Annotated in this window: 18 protein-coding genes and 3 pseudogenes; 15 read left to right on the top strand and 6 right to left on the bottom strand. The window is 33.1% G+C overall.

The window, feature by feature from the left end; all coding sequences use genetic code 11:
- Nucleotides 1-408 precede the first annotated feature (408 nt).
- Nucleotides 409-828: a hypothetical protein gene (locus tag EK386_RS09800; RefSeq protein ID WP_126658986.1), complete on the bottom strand. Its 420-nt coding sequence runs from the start codon at nucleotides 826-828 to the stop codon at nucleotides 409-411.
- Nucleotides 829-1165: 337 nt separating this feature from the next.
- A pseudogene (locus EK386_RS20820) lies at nucleotides 1166-1384 on the bottom strand (hypothetical protein); the annotation flags it as partial.
- Between the two features lie 258 nt (nucleotides 1385-1642).
- Here EK386_RS20820 and EK386_RS09790 point away from each other — a divergent pair.
- The gene (locus EK386_RS09790; protein WP_126658984.1) at nucleotides 1643-2221 is read left to right on the top strand and encodes a TetR/AcrR family transcriptional regulator; all 579 of its coding nucleotides are present in this window, start codon (nucleotides 1643-1645) and stop codon (nucleotides 2219-2221) included.
- A 98-nt stretch (nucleotides 2222-2319) separates the two neighbouring features.
- Here the strand turns inward: EK386_RS09790 and EK386_RS09785 are convergent, their stop codons facing one another.
- Nucleotides 2320-3528 carry an acyltransferase family protein gene (locus EK386_RS09785; RefSeq protein WP_126658983.1) on the bottom strand — a complete coding sequence of 403 codons (1209 nt, stop codon included), beginning with the start codon at nucleotides 3526-3528 and terminating at the stop codon, nucleotides 2320-2322.
- Between the two features lie 662 nt (nucleotides 3529-4190).
- Between EK386_RS09785 and EK386_RS09780 the strand changes: the two genes are divergently transcribed.
- On the top strand, nucleotides 4191-4643 hold the full coding sequence (locus EK386_RS09780) for a hypothetical protein (protein ID WP_126658982.1): 453 nt from the start codon (nucleotides 4191-4193) through the stop codon (nucleotides 4641-4643).
- Between the two features lie 303 nt (nucleotides 4644-4946).
- Here the strand turns inward: EK386_RS09780 and EK386_RS09775 are convergent, their stop codons facing one another.
- Nucleotides 4947-5138 carry a DUF1272 domain-containing protein gene (locus tag EK386_RS09775; RefSeq protein WP_126658981.1) on the bottom strand — a complete coding sequence of 64 codons (192 nt, stop codon included), beginning with the start codon at nucleotides 5136-5138 and terminating at the stop codon, nucleotides 4947-4949.
- Nucleotides 5139-5469: 331 nt separating this feature from the next.
- On the opposite strand from EK386_RS09775, the gene pdxR reads away from it, so the two are divergent.
- Together pdxR and EK386_RS09765 are read left to right on the top strand one after the other, a co-directional pair.
- Nucleotides 5470-6882 carry a MocR-like pyridoxine biosynthesis transcription factor PdxR gene (gene pdxR / locus EK386_RS09770; protein ID WP_126658980.1) on the top strand — a complete coding sequence of 471 codons (1413 nt, stop codon included), beginning with the start codon at nucleotides 5470-5472 and terminating at the stop codon, nucleotides 6880-6882.
- Between the two features lie 38 nt (nucleotides 6883-6920).
- A complete protein-coding gene (locus tag EK386_RS09765; RefSeq protein ID WP_126658979.1) occupies nucleotides 6921-7484 on the top strand; it encodes a GNAT family N-acetyltransferase in 564 nt (187 codons plus the stop codon).
- A 265-nt stretch (nucleotides 7485-7749) separates the two neighbouring features.
- On the opposite strand, the gene EK386_RS09760 is transcribed toward EK386_RS09765, so the two are convergent.
- Nucleotides 7750-8529: an MBL fold metallo-hydrolase gene (locus EK386_RS09760; RefSeq protein WP_126658978.1), complete on the bottom strand. Its 780-nt coding sequence runs from the start codon at nucleotides 8527-8529 to the stop codon at nucleotides 7750-7752.
- Nucleotides 8530-8837: 308 nt separating this feature from the next.
- On the opposite strand from EK386_RS09760, the gene EK386_RS09755 reads away from it, so the two are divergent.
- Both EK386_RS09755 and EK386_RS09750 read left to right on the top strand, forming a co-directional pair.
- Entirely contained in the window at nucleotides 8838-9626 is a 789-nt protein-coding gene (locus tag EK386_RS09755; protein WP_126659104.1) for a lipid II flippase Amj family protein, read from the top strand.
- A gap of 419 nt (nucleotides 9627-10045) precedes the next feature.
- Nucleotides 10046-10519 carry a hypothetical protein gene (locus EK386_RS09750; RefSeq protein ID WP_126658977.1) on the top strand — a complete coding sequence of 158 codons (474 nt, stop codon included), beginning with the start codon at nucleotides 10046-10048 and terminating at the stop codon, nucleotides 10517-10519.
- A gap of 360 nt (nucleotides 10520-10879) precedes the next feature.
- Here EK386_RS09750 and EK386_RS09745 read toward each other — a convergent pair whose 3' ends face one another.
- Nucleotides 10880-11785 (bottom strand): DUF4885 family protein, encoded by a 906-nt coding sequence (locus EK386_RS09745; RefSeq protein WP_126658976.1) that lies wholly within the window; start codon nucleotides 11783-11785, stop codon nucleotides 10880-10882.
- A gap of 211 nt (nucleotides 11786-11996) precedes the next feature.
- On the opposite strand from EK386_RS09745, the gene EK386_RS09740 reads away from it, so the two are divergent.
- From EK386_RS09740 to EK386_RS09700, 9 genes and pseudogenes are all read left to right on the top strand, one after another.
- Nucleotides 11997-12653 (top strand): YolB family phage-derived protein, encoded by a 657-nt coding sequence (locus EK386_RS09740; protein WP_126658975.1) that lies wholly within the window; start codon nucleotides 11997-11999, stop codon nucleotides 12651-12653.
- Nucleotides 12654-13457: 804 nt separating this feature from the next.
- Nucleotides 13458-14210, top strand: a complete 753-nt coding sequence (locus EK386_RS09735; RefSeq protein WP_126658974.1) for a helix-turn-helix domain-containing protein — start codon at nucleotides 13458-13460, stop codon at nucleotides 14208-14210.
- A gap of 46 nt (nucleotides 14211-14256) precedes the next feature.
- A complete protein-coding gene (locus tag EK386_RS09730; RefSeq protein WP_126658973.1) occupies nucleotides 14257-14952 on the top strand; it encodes a transglutaminase-like domain-containing protein in 696 nt (231 codons plus the stop codon).
- A 272-nt stretch (nucleotides 14953-15224) separates the two neighbouring features.
- Entirely contained in the window at nucleotides 15225-15677 is a 453-nt protein-coding gene (locus EK386_RS09725) for a GNAT family N-acetyltransferase (RefSeq protein WP_126658972.1), read from the top strand.
- 374 nt (nucleotides 15678-16051) lie between these two features.
- Nucleotides 16052-16213 (top strand): annotated as a pseudogene (locus tag EK386_RS20815) (tyrosine-type recombinase/integrase); the annotation flags it as partial.
- Nucleotides 16214-16430: 217 nt separating this feature from the next.
- The gene (locus tag EK386_RS09715) at nucleotides 16431-17189 is read left to right on the top strand and encodes an SDR family oxidoreductase (RefSeq protein WP_126658971.1); all 759 of its coding nucleotides are present in this window, start codon (nucleotides 16431-16433) and stop codon (nucleotides 17187-17189) included.
- Between the two features lie 422 nt (nucleotides 17190-17611).
- Complete coding sequence (locus EK386_RS09710) at nucleotides 17612-18064, top strand: MarR family winged helix-turn-helix transcriptional regulator (RefSeq protein ID WP_126658970.1); 453 nt, start codon at nucleotides 17612-17614, stop codon at nucleotides 18062-18064.
- Complete coding sequence (locus EK386_RS09705) at nucleotides 18054-18368, top strand: hypothetical protein (RefSeq protein WP_126658969.1); 315 nt, start codon at nucleotides 18054-18056, stop codon at nucleotides 18366-18368. Before EK386_RS09710 ends, EK386_RS09705 begins: the two co-directional genes overlap by 11 nt.
- A 126-nt stretch (nucleotides 18369-18494) precedes the next feature.
- Nucleotides 18495-18959 (top strand): annotated as a pseudogene (locus tag EK386_RS09700) (class I SAM-dependent methyltransferase); the annotation flags it as partial.
- Nucleotides 18960-19248 lie beyond the last annotated feature (289 nt).

The raw sequence follows: 19248 nt of genomic DNA, 5'->3' as shown, positions 1-19248 counted from the left end.
AAAAACGAGGGGGATGTATTGAAGTATTTTACTAAAGAATGGTACGAATTGTGTCAAAAAGCAAGTTTCCATCTTTACTTAAGAAGAAGATAACCAGGAAGAAAAATTTTCAGAAGGGTATTTTAAATAACTCAAAAAAATGTATATATTGCAGGTGAAACAGAAAGGTCTAAACCATCCTCTTTAATGATTTCAGCTGCTAAAGGTAATAAATCTGCGGTTTCAGTAAATATGGATCTAACGATGGAACGCTTTTAATTATGTCATAACACCTTCTGCTTCAACTAAATAGTGTGTTAATTGAAGCAGAAATAGTTTTGAAGATAAATAAAAAATGGCTGTGTTGAAAATCCTTATGTGAATCTCAGTCTTTCTGCTTTTTTAATTTAAACTTTTAAATGGCTAGTTTCATTTATTCAATTCCTTATATAAAACATATTTTAAAGCAGAAATTTCATCTTCAGACAGTTTACCTTCAATTTCGGATAATAATTCATCCTTACTAATTGAACCGTTTTGCGCTTGCTCCTGAATTTCAAGTAAACGATTAACGCCCACTTTTTTTATTAACACACGTGTCGCTTCTTCCTTAGTTTGGAAGGGAAGAGTATCCGGATTTGTAGTTGCTGCCTCGCTTACAATTTCTTGAACCTTCGAATCGTTCTCGATATAGGATTTTACTTCTTCTAGATTTTCGTCATCTATAGTAGATTCCACTTTTTCCACTATTTTTTCGGAAGCGATATTTGTCCCAAAATGCCACACAGCATAGCCAGCTGCTCCGAGTAAAACAAGAATTATTGCGGTAATTGTTAAAAACTTTTTCATCAACTCACTCCTGACATTTTGAATATAGCACAACTTCTTAAAAACCACGAAGAAAAGATGTTTTCTATAATGGATTTAATTACAATTATTTGAGAACCCAGAGCAGATAAGTTTTCACCTTAATATATAGATAGCATAATTATCTATTGTAGGTACGTCTATATTTCCATCTGGGTAGTTGTTCCACAGTCGGGAGCGATTGTTGAAGATCAGAAGCTAAATTTCTCGCTGAAATGAAAACCAAGAATGCTGTAAAATAAACATTCTTGGTTTTTACTTTTATAAGCATTATGTATAAAAATATAGAAGAATAATAGGTTCCTTTGTTGGCATCAGGAACTCCAAGTGCTGGGAGACCTGCCTGAATCGCAACCGGCAACAACACCGCCCCAAGTAACGCCACAGTAGGAGAAGGCCAGAAGAACCAAGAAATGACCATCATTAAAATCCTGATCTTCCAGTAGGCAAGGGGAGGGGATTTGATAATTTCGGTAAAAAGAGGCGTCATAATTCCACTTTTCAAAACACTACATATTATCCGACTCTTTATTACTATTTATTAAATTTACACGCCCCAAACACATTTAAAAACACAATAATTTAACGCTAAAATCAAATAGGAAAATATTAACCCGCATGTACGCCATTAAAATTCAAACTAGCCTAAAAAGGAAAAAACAAAAAATACTAACAAAACGCCATAATAGCTATCTGTTTTTCTTATTACGCATTATTAAAACAATAATTACTTTTTGAACAGTTATTTATAGTAGAATTAAAATAACGTTATTGTAAGAAATGGAGTGAAAAAAAGTTGAGAAGGGAAGAAAAGAAAAGACAGACTAAATTAGCTATAACAAACGCTGCTTTCAAATTATTTTCGGAAAATGGATATGAATCCACAAAGGTTGAAGATATTGTGAAATTAGCCGGGGTTTCTAAGGGTACTTTTTTTAATTATTTTCCGACAAAAGAGGCAGTCATCGAAGATTTTGAAAGAATTTCAATTTATTCAGAAGCTGAAAAATTAATGAATATCACAAGTCCAGTAGTACCTAAATTACTTTCTTCGTTAATTAATATCGTACATAATTTAAACTATACAAGGTCATTAAGAAGAGCAACTTTAATGGCAACCCTCTCAAGTGCTAATAATTTAAATGATCACATGGATAATATGAATAATCTTCGTGCTTTGTTGATTCCAATTTTTAAGTATGGACAAGAAACGGGGGAATTTACACAAAAATTGCCTCCTGAAACACTGGCAGACTTAACTATTCAAATGTTTATTGGTGTATTAACGCACTGGTGTCTTGGTGGAGGCGAAGATGATCTTATTACACAACTTATGATGAGTTTTGATGTTTTCTTTAAAGGAATATCTTCATAAAGATCCTGTTGATTTCCAAAGTACTCCTGCGAGAATAGCCTGGGTTATAAAAACTCGCAGGAATGTTGTTAAAGAGAGAATTGGAGACAAGCCGAGAACTAATTAATACTCTTCTTATGGAAGTTAACGACTAAACTTTGAGAACGTCTATGATTTGTACCAGAGAATAGTAGACTAATAACCGGTAATTTCCGAATAATAAAATACGATATTAAATGGCTAAAGACAATCCCCAATAGTGATGCTAATACAAATTTTATATAGCCTGAAACAGGTACACTAATTAAAGCATATTGAATTCCAATTAAAACCGGAGTTTGAATAATGTAAACACAAAATGTATTTTTAGCTAGCATCTCAATCCATTTTGATTTTCTATTTAATTTACGTTGGAATAATTCAATTAAACCAATTGAAAGTGCTGTACATAGAAAAGTTTCATAGATTGCATAAATAAGTGAACTACTATCCCATCCACCCCTTGAATGTGGTACAAATCCAAAGACATTTAAAATAATTAATAAAATCCCCATGTATAACCATAATTTCCCTACATTTTTAGGGATATGGTGAATCCAATTACTATTCGCAGCTATAATTCCTAAAATTACAAATGCTAAATATTGAGGAAAGTGTGCATATTCCATTTGGATAAAGCCTAGTACACCAATCCATTCATCTAATGCATAATTTGTTCGAATTAAAAAAGTGAATAATGATACGATAATAACAAATATAAAAATATGTTTATTCGTTGGAACAAATGCAATTTTAGGTAACTTAATATTTTTAAAAAGATTCATCAATAATAGATAGATTAGGGAATAAATAAGAAGATGTTCAATAAACCAAAGATGACCAAAATTTAAATCTGGCCAAGATGGTCCTGCCCAATTTAACGGTTTTTCACCAAATCCTAAATAAATATTTTTATAGTATTCAAATAACGATAGGTTAGGGTAACCACGGAATTCATTATAATAAAAGTACATTATTAAAGGAATTATTACTATAAAACCAAACAATAAAGGGATACCAATTCTCTTCAAACGATCTTTCAAAAAACCTATATTCCCTTTGTGCTTATACGCAAGAGGAATAAAATAAGCAGAAAGAAAAAAATAAAGACTCATATTAAAGGCAGCGTTTATCCCGAAAAAAACGCCCAAGTCAGAATCGACACCCGAATCTCGTACATACCAAAAACCATTTGACCCGCCATAAGGTTGACCTGCATGATGGACGATTACAGTGCACGAAAGAAAAACTTTTAAAAAATCCATAAAGTGAATACGTGTATTAGGCAACTTATATTTCTCCTTTTTTTGAAATAACTACCAAACTATTTATAATACTTTTTGTACTCACGGTCAATATTTATCTTATTATTTTATTAATTAAATTTTAGAATATTAATTTTATAACTACCATTTATGACTACAGGTCAATTTGGATGTGGTTAATTACGTGGATTTTCACTTTAATATACAAATCTCCAAAATAAAAATAACCTCACTTGCAGATTTACATAGTCAAATGTATATATAGAAGTGTTTAAAACGAATTGAACCGATATCGACCTTCATTTTTGAAATATTACATATTATCCGACACCTTATTTTAATTTATTAAATATTTATGCACCAAACATACATAAAATATCTAGATATTTTACACCCTTAAGCAATTAGGTAATTTAAGCATATTAATTAGAACTGGTTTGAGAAAAGAAACTATGATTAAATGTTGGGGGAAATGTGCTTGCGGGATTACCTTACGACATATGTTCACTGTACAACATAAGGGAACATATAAAGTGAAACTTCAATCCGTGGGGGTTTTTTTCATCCCCCACGGATTGTTAGTTGAACCAATCGGGCTTTTACGGGCAGTTGATCTCCTACCTATCCTTTTTGTTTTACTTAAGTCTTGAGGTAGGAGTCTTTACTGCCCGTTAATGCGGGATAAAATGATTGCATATGGTAAAGACCATTTAAATGCATTCTTAAATCTACCTATAAAAGATACAGATGTCGTGATGGCTGCATTAAAAATGATAGATTATGCACTAGATGAATTATTGGTTAAGATCAAAGATGAGGAATATGGATATGAAATATTAGAGGGAATACCAGAAGAAATTGCTTATTCATTAGTACTTAATAGGTTTTCCAATGCAATCCAAATTAGTCGTATCACAAGGGAATACTTTAATGTTAATAAAAGACTTTCAACTGGAACTTTACAAAGACCATATATTTATTTGGATGTTGTTTTTGTTTTAATGAATGAAGCAGAAAAAGGGACTCTGTATTTTGACAAAGAAAGTTTAGGTATTGATGATTGCTATTTCTACCCATCCGAAGAGCAATTAGGAATTAATATGACTTCAACGAACAATATTCAACCCTCGTTATTTTAAAAGTGAAATTTGAAAAAATCATTTAATAAGCAGGGATTGTTTTAACCTTAAAACCTTCGCAGTAGTATTCAATTAAATGGCCAGATTGTGAAATAACACTTTTTTATAAAAAAGGACATCCCATATTGCCGTGCTGCAGGATGTCCTTTATAAACAATATTTATCAACCTAATTTTCTTTTTTAACTCCTGTCGATGTCAATATAGGTACATGAACAAAGAATACCGCTATCAAACTCAGAATCCCTAACAGAAAGATAGATATTGTGCAATAAAAAATAAGGAGAATCCCTGTTTAAAAACTTTAAAGTGGACAAATATTTTGTGGCTTCATAGGTCTTTTTACAAGTTCTCCTCCGCAATTTGGACAAATACTATTCATTTCTTCAGTGCATGGAGAGCAAAAAGTACATTCATAGACACATATAAAAGCGAGTGAATTGTCATCAATTGAATCATTACAACTTTCACATTTTTTTCGCATTTCTAATGCCATATTATTGGGCACTCCTTTCTAATTGGTTTATAGAATGAGTTTAGCAACTTTGCATGCTCAATAATAGTGACAGTTGTTATATTTATAATGGGTACAATATGCAGGGTTTCTATGTCTAAGAAATATAGCTCCCCACTTTTTTACTCTAGCTAAGAGGAAGGGACTCTTCTGTCATCTGGCCGGCCGGACCTTTACGTACTATAGTCATCCAGGACTTTATTTCCAGCAAGAAAAAAGGGGATTGTGCATTTATATAGAACGTATAAAGAGTAGGAAAAAGCAATATAAAAATGACTACTTGTCCAAATACATAATTAAAAGAGGAAACTTTATGCTTGAGTTTTTCATAAATATTGACCGAAATTCAATTCAGCCATTATTCGAGCAGGTATACAAGGAAATCAGAAATCGAATCCTTACCGGAGATCTTCAAAACGGGCAAAAGCTGCCCTCGGTCCGAAAAATGGCAATCGATTTAGGTGTCGGGAAAAATACAATTCTTCATGCCTATGAATTATTGCTTGCTGAAGGTTTAATCAGCAGTAAACCTCAGTCCGGATATATTATAGATTTTCAAGATGAGATGATGTTAATAGAATCCAATCACCAGCAAATGACGACTTTTCAATCTGAGGGGGATAAAGCAGAGATAATAGACTTTTTTTACGGCAATATAGAGTCGGAAGATCTTCCTTATTCTGATTGGAAACAGAGCTTTCAGAAGACCTTGGACCAAAATGAAAAAACACTATTAAGTTTATCGAATGCGTTCGGAGAGGCGCCTTTAAGGGAGCAAATAAAAAATTATGTGGAAACCAGCAGAGGGGTAACATGTGATGTGGATGAAATAATAATTGGGGGAGGAATCCAGCAAATTCTGTTTTTCCTTGCTTCGATTTTTAAACTAGATGGCATAGAAAGGGTGGCTGTTGAAGAGCCGACCTACAATAAAGCTCGGCATATCTTTGGGACACTGTTTCAGGCACCGTCTCTTATTCTCTCTGAAGAAATTGACTGGCAAGGTTTACATAGCTATAAACCGCAAGCAATTTATGTGCATACCTCTCATAGAGGGACGGAAACGGTTTTTATGTCATTGGAGAACCGTCTTGACTTACTGAACTGGGCAAAAGAAACAGACAGTTATATCATTGAAGATGATTTTGAGTCTGAATTCCGAAATCTGAATGAAATTATCCCATCTATCAAGACCTTCGATGAGGGTAGAGATTATGTTATCTATATGGGGACACTCTCATCTACGCTAATCCCTTTTGCAAAAATTAGTTACATGGTTTTTCCAAAGAGACTGATGCAAACTATGTATCAGTATAAGGGCCTATATGAACAGCCGGTATCAAAACTAATGCAATTAACGACTGCGGAGTTTATGAAAGCTGGTTTCTTTGGAAATCAGCTTCGCAGAATGCGCAAAAAAAATGCCTTGAAATTGGAGGCATTCAAGTGTTGTTTCGAGGAGTACTTTCAAGACCGTGTTCACATTTTTTCAAAGGATGCGGGCATCCACCTTTTAGCAGAAATCAAGGTGGCGAAAACGGAGGAGCAATTAGTTGCTGAAGCAGCAAGGGTTAAGGTAAAGGTATATCCGACAAAGGGCTTTTGGAAGAATCCCGCGCACCGGTATCCAGTCCTGCAATTTGGATTTAGTGGTGTATCGATTGAAAAGATGAGAGAAGCGGTTCAAAAGCTAGCTAGCATTTGGCTGGATGAAAAAAACAGTTAAATAAACGAGAATTGTTCGTTTAGAGGGGGAACTCAGCTTTGGTTACAATAAAATTACTGCCACATGACCAAAAATATGCAAACAGGCTTTATCAGCTTTCATCAGACCCAAATGTAAATGAGCACTTAAGCTTTAAAGATGGCTCTGTTGAAGATACAAAGTGGTTTATCAATCACATAATAAATGAAGAAAGAGATGGAAGGTCAATTAGCCGTGTCATCCTTAATGAAGAAAACCACATCATCGGAGTGACCACGCTTATGGATATTGATAAAGAAAAATGCCACTGTTCGATTGGGAGCTGGATCGGCAAGGCATTTTGGGGCAAAGGCTACAATCAAAAATCAAAAGAAGAGATACTAAAAATCGCTTTTGGGCAATTGGGAGTCGACCTGGTCTTTGCAGGTGCCCACGCTGCAAATGTTCGATCCCAAAAAGCCCAAGAAAAACTTCCATATGTGACATTGCATGTTGAGACCATGTATCCTGAAGAACATCGAAAACTTGAGGAAAAAGAAAAACAACCTTGTATTTTAAACTGTATAACCAAGAACGACTTTTTCCAATACCTGGAGATTAAGCATCAACCGAAGTTAAGCTAACGGATGCTTATGTTTAAAGAAGGGATAATGCGGTGATCCCGTTTTCTTTTGTTCTAACAGGCAGAATAGTTTAATAAAAGGAAGAATAGAAGGAAGTCTTTTCGTTTTTAATCCGTTTTAGACGTAGATTCCGACATGCAAGGTGAGATTGTGAAATAATGTACTTAAAGTAACACGATAGTTTCATTAGATACGGTAGAGTAATTACTAGATGTAATACAAATAAAAACAGACAGAAATGAGATTGTTCTGTCTGTTTTCAGTATTAAAATGAATATGACTCGCCATCATTTGGTACTAACACATTAGAGGTAATTCCTTTTTCGTTGATAAAACTCTTTAATTCTTCTCTTGATAATGTCCAATGATTCACTGCTTCCATGTGGATAGAAATGATTTTTGTCTCTGGTGCAGCCTTGACTACCTCATAGACATCATCTTTCCCCATTACAAGAGAACCACCAACAAGGAATTGATTATCGCCAGCATTAACAACAATGATTTCTGGTTTATGCGTATTGATAACTTCTTGTACTTCATCATACCAAACTGTGTCGCCAGCAACGTATAATGTTTTCTCATCAGCGTGCTTAAAGACAACCCCACATGTATGACCAGCATGCTCTAAGATTTCTCCTCTGCCATGCTCGGCTTTAGTTTTAACTAATTGGATACCTTCAAAAATGGTATCCTCTTTTAAAATCTCTAAATTTTGGAAACCAGTGTTTTTGATAGCAGTTACATCTTCTTCATTTTGGGCAAATAGTTTGATATCTTTTTGTAATACTTCTATTGCAGCTTCATCCCAATGGTCAGGGTGCAGATGAGTGACAATGACAGCATCAATATTAGAAATAATATTGTCAATGGATGTCGGTAAGCTTACCAAAGGATTATTTTGGTCTTCTCTTGGTGCAGGGGGTAAACCAACACCAGTTCCAAAAGGCGGCATAGTCCCTTTCTCTGCTAACATTGGGTCAATCAAAAACTTTTTCCCTGCGTATTCAACAACGATTGTTGCATTACGAATGTGATGTATATTTATATGTTAACTCCTTTTTTTGCGATTTTCTTTGAACAATGCATATTCTATATTATGGTCCATTGTCGAATACATAGATTCAATAAAGTCTTTTGGCCCTTTGACTTTATTAAGGAATGCGTCTATTTTTAGTTAGCTGAATATTGTAGAGGCTACGTTAAGTATTATTTGTTAATGGAAAATGGAAACAATCACTCTTTTCATTTCGTTTATATAAAGCAACTGATATATAGACAAAATATCAGGAACTTTTTTAACAAATAAAATTGGAGTAGGTAATGCCTTTGGGATTTTTCACAACACAATTAGTAATGATTGCATTATTTATTTTAATCATTCATTCAATTGAAACATTAGCATATTCAGTTCGTTTATCAGGGGCAAGAGTGAAACTGTTAGCATCAGCACTCTCCCTATTTAATGTGATGGTAATGGTTTCAAGGCTAGCAAACATGATGCAACAACCTTTTACAGGAAGTTTGATTGATAATGCACCAAAAGAAAATGCATTAGAATTTGTGGAGAGCCAGTATCGTATTCTCATTGGATCTGCAACATTAGGCACAATAATCGGTTTACTTTTGTTACCGACATTTATTGCAATTTTTTCGAGAGCCATCATTCATTTAGCAGAGGAAAGAGGTTCGATTCCAGGGTTATTGAAAAAAGGATTTACACTGACTTATTTAAGACGTGCCAAAAAACATATTCATCTACCTAGATATGCTTATTTAAAAGATATGAGCTGGCGTGATATCCCGATTAAATTATTTCTTATTAATGTATTGATTACAGCAATTTATACAATAGGCGTGTTATCTGCACTATATGCAGCGTTAATTGCACCTGAACGAGCAACAACAGCTGTTATGGCATCGGGTTTAATTAATGGTGTAGCTACAATCTTGCTAATTGTCTTTATTGATCCTAAAATTTCAATTTTAGCGGATGATGTAATTAATCAAAAGGGTAGCTATGTTACTTTAAAAAGTGTCTCTATTATGATGGTAACATCAAGATTATTAGGAACACTTCTAGCACAGGCATTATTCATTCCAGGTGCTAAGTATATTGCTTGGTTTACGCAGTTTATAGTGTAGTGAAAGAAGATTAAATAACTTCATGATTAAAATTATTTTTTAGTTATTCCAGAATCAGACGCGTTTCAAAAATACGTTCGGGTTATTAATATGACATTAATAAAGATAAAGAGAATGCTTGGTATTATTATTTAGAAGATAAAAAGGACTTACAAAAGCTTTATACAGATGTTTTCAAAAAAATTGAGGAGTTATAGTGGGTTATTTTAAATTGTCGAAGTTAAAGAAATGTCCATATCAAGAATAGAGCGCTTTTCTGAAAATAAGGAAAGTGTCTTTTTTTTCTTTATGAATAGGGCCAGTTTTCAGAGGATGAATTTACGCTCTTTTTGCTTTTAGGGGATAAATTATTGAACACTAATTGGTGTTTTATGGTAAATTAATTTACAATTTAAAAAGGAAAAAAAGGGGATTTAGTTATGCCAATATTAAAGGATTGCTCTAGTAAACCTACTTGTGAAGTAGAAATTAATTTAGTAGTAGTTAATTCAAGTAGTGTTAGATTTGGAATTTATTTTCGAACTGGTCCAGCTTTTCCAGAAGTACACATGGAAATTGCTTGTTTAAAGAAAGATTTCTTAAAGCTATTAGATGATTTAAAACAAATTGATAATACCCATCTAAGTATGTTAGAAATGCATGATCCAGGACTGTGCATTTATCATATTCCCCAATTTGGCCAATACTATTATCCAGAATATGGTATTTACCAAGTGTCCGAAAGCGAAAGAAATGAATTTGAACCTTTATATAAATTAATTTTTTCATTAGACGCAAATGAAAAGAATCGTTTTGGACCATCAGAATGTGGTCTAGCATTATGTCTTGTAGTAAAGCTGGAACAAATAATCGAATTTGTGGATAGTATAAAATCGGAAATATATAATTTTTAAATTCATAGATTAATTAACAGTGATTGGTTCTTCAAGAGTAAGGATTACAAAAATAAAGGGCTTTAGTGAATGAAGAAGTAAATAAGAATATATTTTAGTTATTCCAGAAACGGGCGCAATCGGTGAGGATTGCGCCTTTATTATTAACATAATGGGTCTTGGATAGGCTACACTGAGTTGGACATTTTGTATAAGAGATTAAGATCAATTCCTATGTCTATCAACGAAGAAGAGCTTTATATGGAGCAATGGGCATGATAGCCTCGTTTGGCTAAGACAGCCCAATATAGCTGGCTTTCTGGCGCAACGAATCATGCCCATAGAGGCTCCATGTCAAGCAACTTGTGCGCCCCTTATACGTTAAGAAGATAATTCAACCACCTTTAAAAAGTTGTCCAAAACTGTTGCCGTACCAGTAGATCCATAATAACTAAGTGCTGCTCCGACATGATCCTTGGTATATGGATTTTGACTAAGCTTCTCCCTATAAATATTTAAAATATCCGTCCCATCTTCTGTTATAAACTTACCATTTACATTCTCCAAATCTTTCAAATTATATCCTGTCGTTGTTTTTATTTGATTGACAAGGCGGAACTTATCTAATTTTGCATTTGAAAATTGAGTTGAATCGTGAGATCTACTTTTCATTATATGGAAAAATAATTCTCTTGAATTATTGTCTGTATTTAATAAGCTTTCTAATTGACTTATAAGTACTTCATCTTTTGATCCACTAATTATTAATTTGAAGTTATTCGGGTCAATGGTAAATGCTAAACTTTTCCCTTTAGGAAGTGTAACTCCATTCTTAGATAATAATGAATGCAATTGTTCATTAACCTTTTGCCGATTAAATGCTTTTCTTTCTATACTTTCTTGTTCGGGGTTGTATGCCTTTTCATTACGAAAGACAGCATCAGTGGAAATATACATCCCCCCTGTTCCATGATTTGCCCAGTGTATTTCCATACTGTAAGCAGCAAATCTCTCTTCCTTGGTTAAATCACTCCTGTAATAAGGAGAATAAGGGTTTCTATACTTATCAAATATATGACCATGAGGATCTTTAAATTGTTTATTTTGTTCATTGATTTTTCGATACTTTTCATCTAGTATTTTCATCATTTTATCTTTTTCGCTCACAAATTCATTTGTACTGTGTATAGAGGTTTGATCGTTTTCTTTAGAAATTGTTTTATCCTGATTCTTTCGTTGAATTGGAGTAGTTGAAACGGCTGATGTATAGGTTGTATTAATATTCATTTTGACCCTCCCTTAAAGTATTTAATATATTTATCGGTATGCAAATGTTAATTTACAGTATAATACATTTAAGGAAATTAGAGAGAAATATATATTTGAAATAAAAGGTACTTGGGTAAGTTTTACATAATTTGGTTATTTATTGTAAATTTTGGTTTGATATCCGATAAAGAGTGTAAATAATCAAAAAACTAACGGGAGGTTAATGAAGATGTTACAAACAATAGGTTCCTCAGACATTACGAAGGTTTGGCAAACACAAAATACGGGAAAATCTTCTAATTACACTGTACAAAATATAGAGAATGAAGAAATTCAAGAAGCACCAAAAACTGTGAAAGTAAATGGTGTTGAGTATAATTCTGAGGATGTTGAACGTTGGGATAGCTATATCAAAAACTTGCATCCAACATTTCTTGCCTTTGGTATTGTAGCAACTGAGGGTTCCGGAACTGAAGCTGTTCCGGCAGGTACAACATCCATTCATTTTTATGATTTCTGTTCAATGCTTGAAAGAGGGGAAATAATCAGTCCCGACAATGTGAGAAGCGGAGAAATGAGCTATGAAAATGCACATTGGAAGGAACGATTAGAATTAGCGACTTTTGATAATGGACAAAGAGACGAAATAAAAAGTGGTAAAATCCTAGAAATTATTAATCGATGTTATGAACTTGGTATGATGTCTTCAAATAATAATTTAATCTTACCAGACGAGTTATCTAAAATTCGTTTGAATAAAAAGTTTGAAGAACAACAATCAATATTACACAAACCGCATTTACAAAATTTAGAGGTACGAAAAAAGAGTATAGAACAATTTTATAAATCGAAACAAATTCGGAATGCCTATCAAAATTCAATTTAATATGTTGTGGAATTGTTACTTAAAGAAAATTAGGAATTTAGCAAAATGATAGAGGAACTACTTTAATAATTTTTCAGTATTCCGCTAAAGGGCGCTTTCCTGGAAAATAGGGATAGGGCCTTTTTAGATTAGTCAGAGTTCGAAATTTATCAATATTTTAAATTGTTGAATATCCTCGTATGAAAAAGTCTTTCATTGAACATTGGTACGGCAACAGTTTTGGACAACTTTTTAAAGGTGGTTGAATTATCTTCTTAACGTATAAGGGGCGCACAAGTTGCTTGACATGGAGCCTCTATGGGCATGATTCGTTGCGCCAGAAAGCCAGCTATATTGGGCTGTCTTAGCCAAACGAGGCTATCATGCCCATTGCTCCATATAAAGCTCTTCTTCGTTGATAGACATAGGAATTGATCTTAATCTCTTATACAAAATGTCCAACTCAGTGTAGCCTATCCATTCATTCCATAAACTTTTAGTGATTTAAGACACCTATGTATAAGTGTGTGTCTTTCTGCTATTGGGTCATATAATGGCTTAACAATAAATAAGAAGATTCTGGATATTTATGTTAAAGTTAGATGTGATTGTGATAGAAGATACTTAAAGGAATGGATGGAATTGTTAAAATAGATATTACTTGGTAAACTTTTAATTAAAGATTTATGAAGAGGACGATGAAACGGTAACGATCGGGTACGAGGTTGAAGATACACTGATTAAAAACAAATCGAGCTTTTGTGAAAAAGATAAATCTAAAATTACTATCATAAATTTAATACTGATAATTTCAGAGGTGCAGTAATGAACTATATTATTAAATACGGTAGAAATTTTATGGCCATTTCAAATAGTATAGAAGCAGATTCCCATAAACATTGGTTACTGCAAATGTTTCTCAGCAGTAAAAAGATGTTAACTATCGAAGTTAATGGACAGCTTATCTCCTGTAGTGCCATTCTTATAAATATGAATATACTGCATAAGTTTAACACAGAGGAAGAAGCCCATTTCACTATTTTAGTTGATCCTACAACAGAACTAGGGCGTAGGATGAGAGGGTTGTTAATGGATCAGCCCTTTTATATTTTCCCACTTCAAAAATACATATTTATGCAGAATACTTTAAAAAATGCGCTAGAACAAAAGAGTCATGAGGCTATTCTTTCCTTTGCTCAGAGCGTTACATTTCAGTTTACTTCTGGTCATATGAAAAATTTTGATGATCGGGTTGTGGAAGTATTGAATTACTTTGATGACTGCATGCATGAAGATGATTTTCATCAGATCAAGAATCTTTCTAAAAAAATAGGTCTCTCTGAAAGTCGTTTGGCGCATTTATTCAAAGAAGAAACAGGTATTCCCTTAAAAAGTTATATTGTTTTGCATAAACTTCAGGTAGCATACGAGTCCATTTTCAATGGAGAAAACATAACGACAGCCGCTCTTAGTGCTGGTTTCGATAGTCCATCACATCTTGCATATACCAATAAAATGATGACTGGGATGTCTGCAACAAATATAATAAAAGATAGCGAGTTTTTGAAAGTTTACTGATAGGTATTTTGATAAAGTGTAATCAAACAAGAGGGAGGATTACACAATGAATAAGTACTTGCAAGAAACTCAAATGTTGAATTTTAACCATAGCTCAATACAGAGATTAATAAAAAAACAGGGATGGTTAAATGATGATAATTTTAAAAAAATCAGTAAAATCTATAATTTCGTTCGTGATGATATCACATTTGGATATAATACAGATGATACGATTTCCGCCTCTGAGGTGTTAAAAGATGGTTATGGACAGTGCAATACAAAGGGAACATTATTTATGGCGCTTCTAAGGGCTGTTGGAATACCTTGCCGGATACATGGTTTTACCATTGACAAGAAATTGCAAAGAGGTGCAATGACAGGAATCATCTATAAGCTTGCTCCCCAAAGTATTATTCATAGCTGGGTTGAAGTTCAGTATAAAGAGCATTGGTATAACATTGAGGGTTTCATTCTGGACAGCAAATATTTGAAAAAGTTACAAGAAAAGTTTTATGATTGCAAAACCAGTTTTTGTGGATATGGTGCCGCTACCGATAACTTTCAAAATCCACAAGTAGAGTGGAATGCCAATGATACTTATATTCAAAAAGAAGGTATTAACCACGATTTCGGTGTGTTCAATTCACCCGATGAATTCTTTGAAAAATATCAACAACAATTAACACCGCTGAAAAAATGGGTTTATCGGAATATTGGTCGTAAACTGATGAATCGTAATGTAGAAAGAATTCGTGCTTAGGTGGATATGTTTCCGTCTACCGATAGTGCCAAAAAACGCAGTGTATAATGGAAAAAAGTAATAATAGCAGATAATAAGTATCCTGCAAAACCGGCTAATAGAAGTTAACTCTTACTCAATTATAGGGCGCTTTTCCAGAGTGAATTGCGCTTTTTTCCATGAAAGGGACAGATTACTAAACAAGCAGGAGTTTTATTAAGAATGTCGAAGTGGTTCTTTAACAGGGATTTTAATTACCTTCAAAGAAAGTTAAATGATGAGGTGTGAAGAAAATGAAAATCATTTCTGTAAAAAAAAATCCTGAATTTAAGGATAGAGCCATTAAATTTATTCAAAGTAAATGGGCAAACGAACAAAGTATGATGGTATTTGAAGACTGTATTACCCATTGTATTACCCCCTCTAATCCATTGCCACAATGGTATTTATTGATGGAAGGTGATAAAATAATTGGTTGCGCAGGTATTGTTACAAACGATTTTATTAGCCGTATGGATTTATATCCTTGGTTGTGTGCTGTGTACATCGAAGAGGAATACAGGGGAAATGCTTATAGTTCGATATTATTAGAAAATGCGAAGATTGATGCAAAAGAAGGAGGTTTTAACCATTTATACCTCAGTACAGAACATATCGGGTTTTATGAAAAATTTGGATTTGAATTCATCGGTACTGGATATCATCCGTGGGGAGATAGTTCTCGTATCTATAAAACAACTTTGTAATATTCCATTAAAGGGCGCTTTTCTGTAAAAAATAAAGTGTCCTTTTTCTTGTATTTCAAGCGTTCTCATATTTTGATAATCCGCTATTTTTTACGATTTTTGAATATCTTCGTTTAAAAAAGAGTTTCTCTGAACATAATAGAATCTAGATTAATAGATTTAATTAATAGGAGAGTGAAAGTATTATGTTATTATCCGACGCGTGGAAAAAGTATCAACAGGATAAAAAAATCGAGGGTTATTCAATGATTGCATTAAAAACATATTGTTTTCAATATAATCTTTTATTAAGGTTTTTTGGTGACATTGATATAAACGAATTTAGTACATAGAAGTTAAAAGAATATTTAGTACAGTCAGGGAATCACTTAAAGCCATCCAGTTTAGGACACAGCTATGCAACACATATGATTAATAACGGTGCGCCAATTGATGTGATCCAAAGTTTACTGGATCATGAAAAGAGGGAGACTACAAAAATATATGCCCAGCTAAGCGGAAAACTTAGACAGCATTTTTATAGTAAATACTTTTGAAATTAATCTTTAAATAAGACACCCATGTAAAAATGCGTGTCTTTTCGTTATAGGGCCAGATTGTGGAGGAAAGTAAAACACATATAGGTCTTATATAATGGTATAGATAAATTATGAAGGATTACACCTAAACTAGTGGGGAAGGTTAGTAGAATAAAGTAACCAACTTCTGAATATTACAATACAAAGATAATCCATTTGAATGGGAGTGTTGTACTTGAGAATACTTATAACTGGTTCAACCGGACAACTAGGTTCAGCTTTGTTAAAGCAATTAAAAGGCTTGGATTATCAAGTTAAAATGACTTCGAGAAGAAAACCAGAAGGAGTAGACTTCACATGGGTTTATAGCGATCTATTATCTGGCGAAGGTTTAGAAGAAGCAGTAAAAGATGTTGATGTAATTATTCACGCAGCAACTAGCCCGACCAAAAATTCTAAAAACATTGAGGTTGCTGGTTTTGAAAAACTTTTAAGCAAGTTGCATCATATAAAACTTTTTATTTATCCATCAATTGTGGGAATCGAGGAAATCCCCTTCAAATATTATAGACTTAAATACAAAGCAGAAGAATTATTAAAAAACAGTTCTGTACCCTATACGATTTCTCGTGCAACTCAGTTTCATAGCTTTGTTGAGAATTTACTGTTATCAAAACCTTTCTTCAAAAGATATATAATCCCTGGAAAGATTAAATTTCAAAGCGTGGATGTTAATGAATTTGCCAGACATTTAATTGATTTAGTTAATAAAGGCCCACAAGGAAAATTAGATGATTTCTGTGGTCCAGATATAATGACATTAAGAGAAATGGCGGAGTTGAAAATTAAAATTAACAATGAAAGCAATGATGTTTTAAGTATTCCTTTCTCAGGAAAACTATATAATTCTTTAATCGAAGGAAAAAATACAAATCCTATGCAAAAAAAAGGGATAATTACCTATGAGGAATATCTAAAAAATAAGCTGAATTAAAGATGTTGTATGAAAATAGTAAATTAGTACAAAAAAACATAGGTTTAAGTGGGTTTCTTTATTTAAGAATGGAATAATTCCCGTTGCGATTGTTATCCAGAAGTATCTTTATTAGGGCAGTAATTGAAGAAGCATTAAGTGAGTTTGGAATTGATATTATATTTAAGTTATTCCATTAAAGGGCGCTTTCCTTTAATTAATAAGGAAAGTGCTTTATTCAATTAAAGGGCCATTTAAAAGAATATGACTTATATGGTGTGATATTGTGAAGAAATATAATTAAACTAAATGACAGAATACTTTAATAATCGAAAAAATAAAATAAGCATTTTGTTGACTGAGTAATTAATGTTCACTACAATATATGTATAATACAACATTTGTATGGTACATCATTATATATAGGTGAAGGTGATGAAAAATTGAATCGAGAAGAAATTCTAGAACTACGCAATACAGTTCAAAAGTTTGTTCGATTATTTGGTTTGCTTGAGCAAAATGTAACTCCGTGTGGTTTTAATTTGTCTCCATCTCAAGTATTTGCTTTACAAGAATTAGAGAATAAAACGTTAACCATTGGCGAATTGGCAGAACTATTATTTCTAGAACGAAGTACGGTGAGCCGTTTGGTGGATTCCCTCGTAAAAGGTGGTTTTGTAAACAGACTTTTAAACGAAGCGAATCGTCGTGAAGTTTTGGTGTCATTGACAGAAAAAGGGGGAAGTTCGTTAAAACAAGTAAGAGAACAGTCAATCCAATATTACGTTTCTATTTTGAATGGAGTTTCAGAAGATTGTCAGCATCAAATTTTGAGTGGACTCAAATTATTTAATGATGTTTTATCCAAAAAAAGGAGCAAACAAAATGAATTTTAAAACTAAGCAAGCCACCACTTCTATATCTTCTGTTGTCTTTTCCTTCCTTGCTACGTCTCACCATTGGATTCATATGGGGATTCTTATGCTACTAGGTGGCAGTACAGATATGATGGCTACTATGTCGGGAGCCCTTTGGATACGACGTTTGATGATTTTGATGACTTTTGTTACAGCAATTTTCTCTATATATCGTTTGTTCAAGCACCGTTGTAAAGAATTTTGGATAATTGCTCTAACTGTTGTTGCCGTTTTGGTATCAATATATTTTATTTATTCTACGCTTACAAACTTTGGCTGGTAAGAAGGTCCTTATATTGGACTTTCACAAAGATTTATCATATTTAGGTTGGGAAGAAGTCAAACAAAGACAATTAGAACGATTTCCATTAGTTTACGAGTAGATTAAACTTGTAGATATGAAAAAGGGGAATCAGTTCTTGATATTGGTACTGGACCAGGTGTTTTTACTTTGCAATATGCCAATTTTATTGGGGAAGACGGTATAATTTTTGCATTAGATCAATCAAAGGAAGCTCTTGATCTTTTTCTAAGAGAAATAGAGGAAAAGAAAGACAACATTATTCCAATTTGGAGAAATGCTGAAACATCATTGAACACTGTAGGAAATGTTGACATTGTAATGATTACTGATGTTCTTCATCACGCAGATTCTCCAATTAATATAATGAGAAACGTCAATAAACATATTAATGAGGATGTACGGGTTTTAATAGCTGAGTTCGACACGGATTCTGAATGTCAAATAGGTCCACCATTACAGAACAGAATTTCAAAAGAAGAAATTAAAAAGTTAGCAAAGTCCGTCGGTTTCCGGGTAGTTAAAGATGGAAAACAAGATTATGAACATTACTATATGTTTTTAATGAAGTAAAAGAGATGTCTTCCGTTTCACAATCGGGGTTTCCACAGTAGTTCTTTTTATCTGTAAAAGTAAGACTTTGTGAAGAAATGTACTTAAAGTAAAGGGTGCAATATTGAAAGAATATTACATTATTATTTTCTTTTAAGATTATATTAAAATCGAGTCTTCTGTTAAAGGGCGCATTTCTTTAAGAAATACGCCCTTTCAGACTGTAGACAAACTCGATAAATTTCGAGTTTGCCTACAGTCTTTTTTCTTTTACAATAAACTCAAGAGATTTCTAAAGGTAAAACGAAAA

This window comes from Lysinibacillus antri (assembly GCF_003977595.1).
Lineage (GTDB): Bacteria > Bacillota > Bacilli > Bacillales_A > Planococcaceae > Ureibacillus > Ureibacillus antri.
This window is presented reverse-complemented; position numbering and strand designations above follow the sequence as displayed.